Source organism: Sphingobacterium sp. LRF_L2, from assembly GCF_965644235.1.
Classification (GTDB): domain Bacteria; phylum Bacteroidota; class Bacteroidia; order Sphingobacteriales; family Sphingobacteriaceae; genus Sphingobacterium.
The window spans coordinates 1-13,560 of record NZ_CBFFRI010000012.1 but is presented as its reverse complement, the minus strand read 5'-3'; the positions used below and the strand labels follow the sequence as shown (position 1 = coordinate 13,560).

The following is a 13,560-nucleotide window of genomic DNA, read 5'->3' as shown; positions in this document are numbered from 1 at the left end:
CAGCGGAATGGAATTCCCCTGAAACGTATAAAACAGAACTAAACAATGAAAACAGAACGCATCTGAACTTTATCATAACGGCTATTTTAACGTTTAAATTCTGCCTGTTTCTTCTTCCCCTATCTTCGTAGAGAATTCGCTTTTCGTCGTACCAACCCCGACTGCGACCGATTAATTTTTTAATCCTAGCTTTTATCTTCCCTAGACTTTTTGGGTGGATGCATAAGCGGGCTTCCTTCCTGTAGTTGTAGAAACTATAACGATATACAAAAAAATGGATACCGACACCAAAAGCGTTTTGTTCGATTTCATTGATACCTACATCCAAAATTTTAAAACTAAACAGGCTTTTAGATAAAAAAACAAAAGCCCGATTAAATCAGTCTTTTGTTTTTTATTAGTTTTACAATATTCTCTAAAGAACTAAGATATTCCTCACATTCTTGCAAACAATAGTTAATCAAAGTAGCTAGAAAAATAATAAACATTTTTACGCACCTCTTCCCCTATACCTATGTGATATCTTTCATCAAGTTCAAAAGATTTTACTTCATCTATCGCCGGATTATGATTGATAAGATACCCGTAAACATCTCCAAATGCACCATTTTCTACCCATACGGAATAATCACCATAACGATAGAATTTTATAAAACCCGTAGCATCAATTTTTGTAACTAACGAATCAAAACTACTAACGGAAACACCAATGCTATCTAAGACCATGGAATAGTGACTTTCTCCTTCTTTACATTTAGTGATCACTGAATCACAGACTGCTACACCATTTATTGCTTTAGTATACAATTCAAAGCTAGTAAAACTATCTAATGTTGGATATAGGGAAACTATACTATCCATTTTCAAAAGCTCGTCAATATTAACATCGGACTTGCTGGCATTAGTACAAGAATATATACCAACAGTCACAAAAAAACAGAAAAGCAAATAGTTCATCATAAAACACCTTCTCATTTAAACAATCTATACCCTGCCCTAATAGCTTTGTTGTGATTAGGTTCATTAATAGGGCCGATCCTTTGATATTTATTTATTTCTCCCGACTTAACGTCTCTATTATAAGCACTCTTATGATAGAGCATTGCTGCTCCTACAGCAACAATACTAGGAATCCCCAATTTATCCAATGCACTTCCCCACAAGTAATTCAATCCTTCGTGGGAATTATAATAAACACCGTCTATTTTATAGATGGTGCCATTTTTAAATTCGCTAACAAAGTCCAATTTTTTGCCTTCCTGAGATTCTCTTTCGACAGCCTTCAAAACACCGCTGGCATAGACTCCCGCATACGAAGAAGGATTCAAGGACATCGTAGCAGAAGAATAATCATCAATTCCATCTTCTACCTCGTCTGTGCGACTCGAAACAAGCGACCTATAATGGTCATCTCCTAATGAAACCATATTTCCGTCCCAAGGGTTTTCTTCCTTTTTATCACCTATAACAGTTTCTTTACTGTTAACCTTAATAGCTTGTCCTGAATATTTCTTCCCTTTCCAGGTATAATCACCGCCAGAGTTTACAGCCAAATAATACTCATTGTCACCTTTCGCATCAATACGTCCCTGTTCAACACCGAATCGATCTAACAAAATTTTATCCCATGGAGCCATCCCATCCGGATCAATAAAACGAATCGGATTATTGAATGCGAGTTATATGGCGAATGTCTCCGCATCTGCTCTGCAAGCGGATCCACCACGTTCCACCTGCCTATTTCCGCGTCATAAAACCTCGCTCCGTAATCAAGTTGGTCACCAAGTTCCGTTTGAACTTCCTTAACGTTATAAAGATACTTATTATTTCCGTAAAGATAATTAGGACTCGAGTAACGTTTACCAAAAGCATAATAGTCGTTCTGCTGTACAGTGATTCCCGCTGTAGCACTACTCTCCCGTTTGATAACCTCCCTAACATTACCCAGATAATCTTTCGTATTATGTACTTGATGCGCTTATCCGAGATTACAAGGCAAGGAAAACGTATGCGCAATAAATAACACAGCCCAATCTTAATCAGATTGAGCTGTATTATAATGAAATTCAAAAGTATAGATGATTACAGACCATCAGTTCATCTAAATCACTACATTGAAATTATAAATTAGTTTATTCTTAACATCTAATATGTACAGATCTATAGACTCAACATATTCAGATTCTTTCCTAAAAAAATAACAATAAAAACTACCTTCTGACATTAGTACTTTTTGAGCTTCTTTTATTTTCTGACTAACTTTTGGTTTATCTAAATGATATTTAAAAATTATATCAAAATCTTTCATAGTCAATGCAGGTGTTTTTTGCCATTTTGAAATTTGCATACCCTTCCTAAATTCATCACTAATGGGATAATTTTGACTAAATTTAAGATCATCATCTAGATTAACACGGATTATTTCAAAAGAAAAGCCATCATTATTTGCTGATTCTTCACTATACAAAAAAACCTGCTTTTCCGGAATAGCATTTACCCCTAGAACATTTTGGTAAAAATCCTTTTCCATTCTTCTACTAGTACAACCATTTTCGATAAACAAAAGAAGTATAATAAAAACTGAATAGATACTATTTGGTTTTAACTTTTCCATCACCATATTTATAAATATTAAACTTAACGCCTTCCCCTGCGATTGCCTTCCCTGCATGAGTGCCCCAATTTCTTAATACTCTTAAAACGGTGCCATCATTTTCTTTTATATCGAAATCATATGTATCTAATAAACCCTTATCTCCCCCTAATGAAACTTTACCCGTTGAGGGATCTTTCAATTTTAAATGTATAGTACCATATACCAACCCTGTTTCTTGATTCGTAGAAAAAAAAATAATTAAAAGCATCCTCACCTCCTTTAGCTTGTAAATCACCAACTGTCACAGGAGATAAATTAATTTTGGCAGCATTCACATATAATGGAGCTCCATTTGCGTTGCGATACCAGTCATTTGCCTCATCTAATGTTAAAAAACCATCGTAGTCAGGTCTGCTTGGAAGACCTGCGTAATGATTTGCATATTTCAATGCAGCTTCCTTACTGGCGAATCCAAAATTCGGATCACCTTCCTTATAGGTACTATGCTTCTGAGCTTCTTCTCTTGACATTCCTTGAACAAAGTTTTCTTTCTCCATCACAACTGCTTGCCCTTGTAAACCATCTTCGTCAGTACCAAGGAAGTTACCATTTATGTCGTATACAGGGGAAACACTCATCCCATCAGGGTCTATAAATCTTATCGGATTGTTGACTGTATAACTATATGGTGAAAACCGTCTGTACTGCTCCGCCAAGGGATCCACCACGTTCCATCTTCCTACCTCTGCATCGTAGAACCTCGCTCCGTAATCCAGTTGGTCACCAAGTTCCGTCTGAACTTCCTTACCGTTATAAAGATACTTATTATTTCCGTAAAGATAATTAGGACTCGAGTAACGTTTACCAAAAGCATAATAGTCGTTCTGCTGTACAGTGATTCCCGCTGTAGCACTACTCTCCCTTTTGATAACCTCCCTAACATTACCCAGATAATCTTTCGTATTATAGTGGTAACTATAGATTCCACCACTGTTCTGAAGATAACCTTCATCGGTATGGATAATATCGATAATTGGAGTACCGGTACCAGTATATTGGTATTCGATTCCACCAATGTAATCACGGTAACTTGTCGCTCCACCCACCACTGCAGTCTTACGCAATTTGTTTCCAAGGGCGTCATACAGATAATTTACCGTGACCGCCGGATTACTTCCCGCCTGGGCCTTGGACGCCGTCTTCGGAAGGTTCAGATAATTGTACGTAAAGATCATCCCTGTACGGTCTCTGGTTGCATTTCCGTTTCCATCATAGGTGTAACTACCGGTTATTCCTCCTGACAGACTCAGGAGCCTGTTACTTTTGTTGCTATTACTATACGTATATACCGTCTGACTTCCATCACGTGTAAGGCCGGTAATATTTCCTCTAGCATCATAATCCATAGCCTCGACCATCACATTGGATATATCTCCCTCGTACCAATCCGTAAATTCGGTAGATGATGTTTTTAGCCTGTTCATTTTATCGTACTCCAAACCACGAAGGTAGATCTGGTTAACGTCGAACCACCATTCCGTCGAACTGATATTCCCATTGTACTGCGGAGTAGCGACCTGAAGGTTCTGCTGATAATAAAGCTCCTGTTCGAAACCTGGGGATGTAAGCGTTCGCAGCCAACCACGTTCGTTGTACCGGTACTGTATCCTATTCATGTAACTGCCCCCGTTGTTTTCGCTGTGCAGTTTCTTTTCTATCACCTCACCGATTTCATTGTAGACCAGACTTTTTAACGTAATGGTGTCCTGCGATCCGATCTTAAAACGAACATCCTTCAATCTTCCCATATGGTCGTACACGTTCCGCGTAACAGCAACCAATGCAGTCGCCGTGGGACTACTTTTATGCGATCGGGTGCTGCGCGTGAGTTCTCCAGCAAAACTATACTCGTTGGTTACATAATCAGTTCCACTTAGATGGTTCTGTGAGGCAACCTGAACCGGCCTGCCATAATCGTCATAATATGTGACAGACAGCAGCAGCAGTGTGCCATCCTCTTTATACACCTTTGTACCGGTCGGGAGAGTGTATGTTAAAGCACTACGCGTTATACCCTGTACAGGTAAAGACGACTGTCCTGTGAAACTGTAATCATCGTAATAATAGACAGTAAGCGGTTTAATAGTGATTCCTGTACCTGCAAGCGGAAAACTGGTAGAGGGACTCGGGTAGTCGGCTGCACCACTGCGACTTTCCCAGAGCGGTGAGGTAAGACCATCAATATATGCAGCCATCTGTTGCTGTCTGTACGAACTCGTTGCCGTATTCGTATAGATCCCACTACTGGTAATACGGCCGGATGCGTCATATCGGTTATAAGTCCATTCAACAGGGCTCTTTACCCGTTGAACTGAATCCTGGGTCAGCACAAGCTGATCGGCTTTATTATAGACCAGCCACTCCCAACCTTTTCCCGGGACCTTCTTTTCTACCAGACGACGGCGGCTATCGTACTTATAGCCATATACCAGTTCCTTAAAATCGTTTGTACTCTCATCTATCGTTGTTGCAGAATATCCAGGAGGAACAACATAGCGTAGATTGCCTAGATCGTCGTAGATATAGTAAGTATCAAAGGCTTCGTTAGCTTCCTTCCACACCCGTTTAAGGACCAAATGCCCTTCAAAGTCCTTATATTCTTCAACGGTTCCAGCCTTACCAGCGGAATACACCCAGTTTTCGTCTTTCAGCACGGTTTTATAAAGCTTGCCGGAAGCATAATTTACTGTTCCGCTGGCCTTAGTGTTGCCTGTTATTTTCCACAGTTTTACCGCTTCAGCAGTAGAAGTGGTGTCTGTTCCGTAATCGGTCACTATTGTGTGACCCGTCGCCGAAGCCACAGTCACCGAACTGCGTGTAGCTACAGGCTGCCAGACCGATCCCGGAGCTCCCTGCTCCTTAACCCTATCCAGAGGACTGTTATCGAACACTGTAACCGAATAGGGAAATGGTGTCCGCGCGACGCCGGTTATATCCGTACCTGTTGTTTTACTGTAATATGCCACTACATCTGTGTTACCGTTCGGCCTATAAGAGCCATTAGCCGCGCTATGCACATAGGGGAGATAATTTCGGCCCTGTCTCCCATATTCATCATATTCCAGGTGCTGAACAACATCGTTCCCCTGAGGACTGGCTTTCCATTCAACCGTCTGTGAAGGACGGCCAAGCCCGTCAAAATACTGGATACTGCGGTGTACCGCTCCAACCGCCTTCCCCTGCAACGCGGCAACCGTAGCATAAGGCTGCCGGGCAACAGTCTCCATGATGTAGTTTTCCGTAGCTGTTGGATTTACATCCACCATAGAACTACCTACTGAAAACGTGATAGTACTTGTACCCGTACCAGCTGCATTGTAGGCCGTTACAGTATAGGTTGACGACGCTGCCACCGAAGTAGCGGTACCTGTAATCGCACCTGTAGTTTTATTGAAACTTAAGCCGGCCGGCAACGAGGGACTGATGGTATAACCATTTTCATTACCCATCCGGCGTATCTGGTTATTCTGCGAATCTCCAAAATAGATATTATCTGCCGATGCCCAATAGATACCGTTCAGACTGTTAAATGTGGCCGACAACGGACTCCCGTTTTCACTGCCGCTGCTTCCTGTTCCCGCAATAGTTGTAACGACTCCTGCGGCCGTGATCTTACGTACGCGGTTGTCCAGCTGCGTCACATAAAGACTGCCCGAGGCATCGATTGTTATCGCCATCGGAAAGTAAAGACTCGCAGCTGTCCCCGTACCGTTGACATTTCCGGCACTCCCGCTACCTGCGAAAGTCGTTACCACCCCTGCAGGGGTAATTTTGCGGATCCTGCAGCCGTTATATTCCGACAGGTAGAGGTTCCCCGAAGCATCAGCCACGATCCCCTTCATACCGTTGAAACTCGCCGCTGTACCTGTTCCGTTCACCGTGCTCGCGGTTCCTGATCCGGCCAGCGTAGTTACCACACCCGCAGGCGTGATCTTACGGACACGGCGGTTGTTTTCATCCGTAACATACACATTCCCACTGGCGTCAACCGTAATGCCCCAGGGTTCGCTGAACCTCGCAGCAGTCCCCGTACCGTTCACAATACCAGAAGTCGTTGATCCGGCAAGGGTTGTCACGGCACCTGCCGGCGTGATCTTCCTGACCATGTTGTTGCCACGATCGGCAACATACAGATTCCCGGAAGCATCACGGCAGATCGATACCGGTTTATAAAAACGGGCAGTGGACCCGCTACCGTTGACCATCCCGCTCACGCCAGAGCTCGACCCCACGAAACCGCTCAGTTCTCGCGTTTCTGGATTGTAGATACGTATAGCATGGTTACCTGCATCGCTGACATACAGCACCGTGGACGAAGAGGCAACCATACCCGCATTCCCCGTCAAACGCGCGGCACTGCCGATCCCATTGATATAGCCGGCGGTGGCACTCCCAACCTGTGCCGTGACATCTCCGTTCGCATAGACTGCACCTCCGCTGTTTGTGGGAAGATAGTTCACAGCAGTTCCAAGAGGAAGTGAAGAAGGTAAACTGTAGCTTATCGAAGGAAGCGACGGCAGAGCGGCCGTGGTCGCCATGACGGACATCGATGAGATCATAGTCACGCCTCCTCCGTTCATCAGTTGATGTAGCCGCAGGCTATCCTGATCCGTTGTATCACTTTGTGCATCTGCCCCAGCAGAGACCGACAGCAGTATCGTAGATAATAAAATCCGGAGATACATTGGTAACTTCCCCGATATATTCTGATTATTGAAGCTTATACGCGTTATCATGCTTTTTTTTCTAACTGACATATACATGTTAATTTCTAAAGTTTATGGATTGCAGTTCTGCAGACCAACAACCTTTCCGTTGGCTCCAACCTGTATAACACCAGATCCGGATGAATAATAGCCCGCAGGGGCATACTCACCTCCCAGCTGGTAGATGGTTAAATTTAAAACTATCGTTCCTCCACCTGAAGATCCAGTAGAATAGTACGTATTCCGATGGGACGATTGACACAGAGGTGTATCACCTGTCAATTCCGATGCGTACGCAAGTTGAAAAACTGTACTGTTCGCGGGAACCCGACTATTGCCATCGCAGTCTATAAGATCTCCGGCAAAATTATAACAGTATGTTTTCAAGATATAACCCATATGGTCTTTTACAACAATCAGTCGTCCAAAACTGTCGTACCCGTAGTATTCTGTGATACCCTGCGGATCGATCTTACTGGTTACCCCTATGCCTGGTTCAAACGTGTAAATGCTCATCGGGGCGTCAAACGGGTGTAAACTTACATCGTCAATATATATTGTTGCCGGTGTAGGGTTAAGTAATGATACAGTGCTGGCATTTTTCACCACGTACGAATAGTGTGTCCAACCGTTCTCCGAACTTGAGCTCGAAGAAACAAGGCTCCCCCCCTGTACAACAAGTTCTGCAGGCCCCGACGCAAAAACATTCAGTTTATAGGTTTTACTTGGATTCAAACCGCTTTTTGTAAGTATAGCTGGGGTTGTTAATATGTATGATTTGTTTCCTGTATGTGCAGTATTCCCGGTAACAGTACCCGAATAAAGCCAGTTACCCTTTTCCCCTGCCTCAAAACCTGTGTAAGCAATATCACTCTGGGAAGCATTCTCGACTGTTGCTACAGGATACTGATTATTGTAGCCCCATAGATAACTCGATAAAAATTGGCCGTTTCTCAACATTTCCAGCAGTTGATAATTCGATGTAAACTGATTATAACCAAAAGTCTGTTTATATCTTGAATCCCATATTAACGTATCCGGAACTTCTGAGATAGAGGATATCTTAAAAGCAGGTGAGAGGTTTTCTCCTCCGTCCAATAGGTAATCCGCTGCAGGAACTACAACAGAATTATGCAATTTATACTCGTTTAGTGAAGATTGCAGAACTATCTTATTACCGGCCTTAAACTTATATTTTGTGCTTTCAATGAGAGTCCCGGCTCTATTTCCTATAGACAATGCTGTGAAATATGCAGGGGGTGCAGGGAATGATCCCCATGAATAATCTCCCGCATACCTATATTCTGTCAAAAGTGTATCGTTGCTACTATTGGTAGAAAATTCTTTTGTTTTCTTCATATGATAATGAGATCCATATTCGTAACTCACTTTTTCAACCACATCCCGACCACTGAAACGTGATGTGGTTTTTGTTTCACTCAATACTTTTGCAACACCAGTTAAATATTCGTACCGGGAATAGGCAACATGTCCGGCCATAACACTCCGGATCACGACGGTAAAAAAGTCGGCATCTAATGAAAGAAGCTTATTTACAAAACCATATACGATTTTGGGTTTATTTTCCCCACTCTTAAAATATGCTTGGTACTTGTTTTCAATTATCGATATAATATTTCCGTGTTTGTCATATACAACTTGCTTTAGAAGTTGTCCACGATTCCAATCATATATAGGTAATTCCGGAAATGGCGGTGAATCGGCAGATAGTTGATAGTGCCGAGTAGCCAAATCCCAGAAATGTATATATAAGCTATTACTAGATGCGCAATCTAGCTTGTAAGGTTCGTAAACAGATTTAACAACAGGCAGTTTATAAAGATTCAATCCAGATACATCGTTAGTCTCTCCCGCTGTAGCAGGCATGTCAAAATAATACACAATCTTACCATTATTATTGCTATCAACAGAAGATGTAAAAATTTCCTGAACAGCCTTATAACCAACATAACTTCCTTGGGTTCCGGAAAGCGTGCCCTGTGGTACAGAAAATCTCATCGCATAACGAAGGTCAGTGGTACCCGACGGAAAAGCGAATGTGGGAACCGTAATAATACTGCCACTTGATGTAATTCCATCATCTTTCAAATATGTATACATCCGTGAAAGCTCCCTTTTTCCCTTTGAATAAAAATCGATCCGTTCTATACGTGCGCCTCCCCCTTCTAAGGGGTCAGGATATCTAAAATCATGCATCCCGTAAGTATATTCTGTCTCAGCGCCTGTGGAGTATTTCACTTTAGTGAGTAATCCGCATAACATATATTGTTCATTAGGCAAGCGACTAGCTCCAGGTAGAACGAAAGCATCTTGTGCTAAATAATCAAATAAAGGAAGCGCCCTGAAACGATTACTTCCATTATTAGATGGATAAACAAAAATAGTCGGGATCAAAGAAGTATTACCTGTGGCACCGTTATAGAAGCCCCATAAATCCTGTGCATTAGACAGTCTGTTCGGTAGAGCAAACTGTTCATTATATGAAAATTGGGCATATAGTTGCTTATTTCCGTTATTCGTAAGCTCATCTACAGCGGTTAATTTTAAACGCTTGTAAAATGATTGATATTGCTGATAATGATCATTGACAAGAATATCACTATTAAAATAATCATATTTAAACTCAAATCCTTTCACCATAACATTAGGTGTTGTTCGATTGAAAACACGGAAACCAGTTATAGCTTTACTATTTGATGACGTTAAATCTTGGCGAGTTAATGTCGCATCAAAAAAAATCAATTCATTATCTGTGGTGATCTGTGCTAGACGTCTTACATTAGGACTTACATAAGAACCTACCACCTGTGTAATATCTTTTACAAAATTATCATAATATATTACCTGTTGATCCCGTATATTTGTCCACGTTTCTGAAACGTAATCATATGAAGAAATTATATAATCTGACGTGATAGACGCAGAGCCAAAGCCTCCCACGTATTCCACTGGAGCTCTTGAAGAGACGTCAATTAGTTCCTTTTCGTACGAAAAATCGATAACCTTATTTTTATTGGTCACTATTTTAGACAGATGCCAACTAGAATTATAGGTGAGAACTTCGCCATCTCTGTTGTCTAAATCGTGGGAATAATCTGTTATTTCCTCAATATCATTAAAGAAATACTGGTGGCCGTCAGCGTCCGTCAAAGTAAAGCTAGCAATCTTTCCTTTTGAATCTAGTTGATGGATAATCTTAATATCCTGATATGGAATCAACTCTATTTTTTGAATATTTTCATAACTGTCAAAAACAAACTTCCCGGAAATTCCATTAACGCTAAAATAAAAAATATCCGGATGGCTATCATGATACGGCAAATACCAATTACAAGGCAAATAATCGTAGGATATATTTAAAATTTTATCTCTCACGTAAGAAAAACTGGTATCAGCCATATTAAAATTACGGATTAGATCTGCAGAATTAGACCAAAACAGGCCATATCGTTTTTCTTCAAACACATTATCTCCGGGTAAATCATTTGTTGGCGAGATATCCCCATCCCTATTGTAATCATCGGGTATCCCTTTAACTACTCGAGAAATAACTCCCAAACTCCCTATATTCCAACCTAATCCAACATTAGATGCTGCTTCACTAACCTTTAATCCCGTACTTAAGTAATTTAAATTTAACTGTAATTCGAAATCATCTACTTTCACGTTATAAAGGGGAAGCTTTATTTCAGGTATCCCAGTATAATGGTTGACTGGAAAATCCACATGTTTTAACATCGAGGCTACATTTGGAGTTTCGTTCCTGACAAAACGAGGTTGTGCCATCATATGTTGATGACAGAAAATAAATAAAAAAAATAATAATACCTTACAAGGTGAATTCATTGGTTTTGAATTAAAAAAAAATCTCTAAAAGAAATAAAAAAAAGAATACAAGCCAGATGCTGCCGAAAATGAGATTATGAAGACCTAAGATAAACGGAACTACATATTATGAAAACAAAACTGAAATTTGGAAAAGCTATTTAAAATATTCATAAATTTGATAATAAAAGTTTGATAGGCAAATGTAAACAAAAATCTTATTTAGACAAAATAAAAATAATGATTTTTATTAAAAGTCAACAAAAAACTATTTAATATAAAAAAACGAGATAACTCATTAAGTATCTACCTCCCATTCTTACTGAAAACATTTTCACATATGGTAGAGAATTAAACCTTATTTCTCTGATCAATAAACTTAAATGATTAAATTTTATCAATACCGGACACAAATTAAAAACGACTTATTCATTGGTATTTCACTGCAACAACAGTATTTCCGAAACTAATTCCATAAAAAAACAGGCAGAAATTCTGCCTGTCTTCTCTTTCTTTATCTTCGCCGTCGTCTTCTACCATCCAACAAACGACTGGTAAGATAACTCACTGCTGCACCTATTATTGCCAGTAAAATTGTATTCAGGAGATTTGAAAAATCATAACTGTTCCAGATTGAACAAAGCGTACCACCCATGGTCGCTATCGGTACATCATGTCGCGTTTTCATCTTTTTCCCCTCCTTCCTCTTCTACCGAAGCCTTGGGCTCTTCCGTTTCCTCCTCCTGCAGCACGGTTTCCACGATACCCAGACCTATAGCAATATATTTCAAGACGTTCAATGCCTTTCCAGGCAATTGAACCGGAGCCAGCAATACAACCTGTATCACCTGACTGATTTTATTCAATACTTTTTTCATTGCAACCAATTTTTACCCTTAACCAAAAAGGATTTTCACCCTCCCCTCAACAAATCCACAACCTCACGAATCCACGACTTAACGACTTTGCAATCAAGTAACCTTGTAACTCTTCCGTCACTTTGTAACTAATTAAAACGACTTTACGAATTCACGACTTTACGACTTTGCAATCAAGTAACCTTGTAACTCTTCCGTCACTTTGTAACTAATTAAAACGACTTCACAACCAACACAATTCAACCTCTGATAAGCAAAAACACCTCTCCCCCCATTTCCCAAAGCGCGTAGACCAACGCTTTCAGTTCCTGCAGTGCTTTACGGCTCTCTGTTCCAGTACCTTCGCCCGTGAGCGCAGTCACAGGAGCAATACAGCCGTGCAGCTCCTTCAACGCATTGTTGGCCGGGTGGATCAAGATCGCTTCGCGTCCCAGCACATGCGGAATACCGATCTGCTCCCCATTCTTCGGGTACACCCGTTTCTCCAGTTTATAGCGACCCTCCGGAATACAACTCAGACGCCGCGTATTGTTCCTATCCGGAAGCTCTATCGTATGGCAGATATGCTTTCCCTGATAAGAAATAGAACCATTCGTGCCGCACGCGCCATACCGGCGCTTCAACACAAGTGTATGCGTACAATTCATGTTTAAAAAAATATAAGAGATTTACAATAAGCAGGATCCCAATCCCGCAACAAGCACGTTCACGCTCCGGAAACATCCAACAAGCCAAATGCCCAATTTACAAGTAGAAGACCGGCTAGCACAGCCTTCCACATGCAGTTGTTCGCAACAGATCAGATCGCGATTCCGATCCGCGAATTTGACTAACGCACCAAAATACTCGCCGTCTGGCTCCAGTCGCCTGCACCCTTGGTGTTCAGCGCCCTCACCTGCACCTCGTAGGTCTGCCCCACCACGAGTGGAGCGATGATGTTCCCACGAGAGGAAGTTGTCGATAAACGGTCGCTCCAACCTGCATCGCCCGTGTCAGCAAGGCGGTAGCGGTATTCATAGATCTTTGCCCCCTTCTCCCGCACAAAATCCAATCGCAGCTGCCCCGACTGCCGTCCATCGCTCAATTTTATTCCCTCTACCATCAATGGCACAGGTAGCGAACTGGATTTACCATTAGTCGGGAAACCCGAGCTCAACAACACCGAAAGACTACCATTAGCCACGCTATTCACGTAGTAAGCCAACTTCTGCAGTCCAGCCTCCAACAACGGCCGGCTCTCGTCCTTCAATGCTGTGTCTTCCGGAGAGCCACGACGCCTGCAGGCCGCCAATTTGCTCGAAAAATCATCCAGAAGAGCCTGGATGCTCTCCAATGTAGGAGAAGGATCCGGGTAATTTGCATTACCTGTCATTGCACTAACGATTGTGGTTGCGGCAACCACAAGCCCATCTTCTTTTAACCCTGAAAAGCCGATGAGCGCTTTAAATTTAGTCGTCATTTTTTCATTCATCTT

11 protein-coding genes are annotated in these 13,560 nt (G+C 41.7%); all 11 read right to left on the bottom strand.

Annotation, left to right across the window (positions count from 1 at the left end):
- Window positions 1–456: 456 nt before the first annotated feature.
- A complete protein-coding gene (locus ACSZOX_RS20620; protein WP_437922098.1) occupies window positions 457–960 on the bottom strand; it encodes a hypothetical protein in 504 nt (167 codons plus the stop codon).
- A gap of 11 nt (window positions 961–971) precedes the next feature.
- Window positions 972–1,637 (bottom strand): hypothetical protein, encoded by a 666-nt coding sequence (locus tag ACSZOX_RS20615; RefSeq protein WP_437922097.1) that lies wholly within the window; start codon window positions 1,635–1,637, stop codon window positions 972–974.
- Window positions 1,610–1,897 (bottom strand): RHS repeat-associated core domain-containing protein, encoded by a 288-nt coding sequence (locus ACSZOX_RS20610; RefSeq protein WP_437922220.1) that lies wholly within the window; start codon window positions 1,895–1,897, stop codon window positions 1,610–1,612. The genes ACSZOX_RS20615 and ACSZOX_RS20610 overlap by 28 nt, the downstream gene beginning before the upstream one ends.
- Before the next feature lie 204 nt (window positions 1,898–2,101).
- Window positions 2,102–2,614: a hypothetical protein gene (locus tag ACSZOX_RS20605; protein ID WP_437922096.1), complete on the bottom strand. Its 513-nt coding sequence runs from the start codon at window positions 2,612–2,614 to the stop codon at window positions 2,102–2,104.
- Window positions 2,592–2,795 carry a hypothetical protein gene (locus ACSZOX_RS20600; RefSeq protein ID WP_437922095.1) on the bottom strand — a complete coding sequence of 68 codons (204 nt, stop codon included), beginning with the start codon at window positions 2,793–2,795 and terminating at the stop codon, window positions 2,592–2,594. The genes ACSZOX_RS20605 and ACSZOX_RS20600 overlap by 23 nt, the downstream gene beginning before the upstream one ends.
- Window positions 2,773–7,392, bottom strand: coding sequence for a DUF6443 domain-containing protein (locus ACSZOX_RS20595; RefSeq protein ID WP_437922094.1), 4,620 nt, complete (start codon window positions 7,390–7,392; stop codon window positions 2,773–2,775). The genes ACSZOX_RS20600 and ACSZOX_RS20595 overlap by 23 nt, the downstream gene beginning before the upstream one ends.
- A 42-nt stretch (window positions 7,393–7,434) precedes the next feature.
- A complete protein-coding gene (locus ACSZOX_RS20590) occupies window positions 7,435–11,172 on the bottom strand; it encodes a hypothetical protein (protein WP_437922093.1) in 3,738 nt (1,245 codons plus the stop codon).
- Window positions 11,173–11,722: 550 nt separating this feature from the next.
- Window positions 11,723–11,896, bottom strand: a complete 174-nt coding sequence (locus ACSZOX_RS20585; RefSeq protein ID WP_437922092.1) for a hypothetical protein — start codon at window positions 11,894–11,896, stop codon at window positions 11,723–11,725.
- Window positions 11,880–12,086: a hypothetical protein gene (locus tag ACSZOX_RS20580; RefSeq protein ID WP_437922091.1), complete on the bottom strand. Its 207-nt coding sequence runs from the start codon at window positions 12,084–12,086 to the stop codon at window positions 11,880–11,882. Before ACSZOX_RS20580 ends, ACSZOX_RS20585 begins: the two co-directional genes overlap by 17 nt.
- Before the next feature lie 239 nt (window positions 12,087–12,325).
- Window positions 12,326–12,733: a DUF5675 family protein gene (locus ACSZOX_RS20575; protein WP_437922090.1), complete on the bottom strand. Its 408-nt coding sequence runs from the start codon at window positions 12,731–12,733 to the stop codon at window positions 12,326–12,328.
- A gap of 182 nt (window positions 12,734–12,915) precedes the next feature.
- A partial coding sequence (locus ACSZOX_RS20570; protein ID WP_437922223.1) for a hypothetical protein occupies window positions 12,916–13,560 on the bottom strand: 645 nt, incomplete at its 5' end.

Bases quoted from the DNA above. Each gene is read 5' to 3' on its own strand.
- ACSZOX_RS20620 (WP_437922098.1), bottom strand. From the start codon at position 960: ATGATGAACTATTTGCTTTTCTGTTTTTTTGTGACTGTTGGTATATAT.
- ACSZOX_RS20615 (WP_437922097.1), bottom strand. From the start codon at position 1,637: ATGGCTCCATGGGATAAAATTTTGTTAGATCGATTCGGTGTTGAACAG.
- ACSZOX_RS20605 (WP_437922096.1), bottom strand. From the start codon at position 2,614: ATGGAAAAGTTAAAACCAAATAGTATCTATTCAGTTTTTATTATACTT.
- ACSZOX_RS20595 (WP_437922094.1), bottom strand. From the start codon at position 7,392: ATGATAACGCGTATAAGCTTCAATAATCAGAATATATCGGGGAAGTTA.
- ACSZOX_RS20590 (WP_437922093.1), bottom strand. From the start codon at position 11,172: ATGATGGCACAACCTCGTTTTGTCAGGAACGAAACTCCAAATGTAGCC.
- ACSZOX_RS20585 (WP_437922092.1), bottom strand. From the start codon at position 11,896: ATGAAAACGCGACATGATGTACCGATAGCGACCATGGGTGGTACGCTT.
- ACSZOX_RS20580 (WP_437922091.1), bottom strand. From the start codon at position 12,086: ATGAAAAAAGTATTGAATAAAATCAGTCAGGTGATACAGGTTGTATTG.
- ACSZOX_RS20575 (WP_437922090.1), bottom strand. From the start codon at position 12,733: ATGAATTGTACGCATACACTTGTGTTGAAGCGCCGGTATGGCGCGTGC.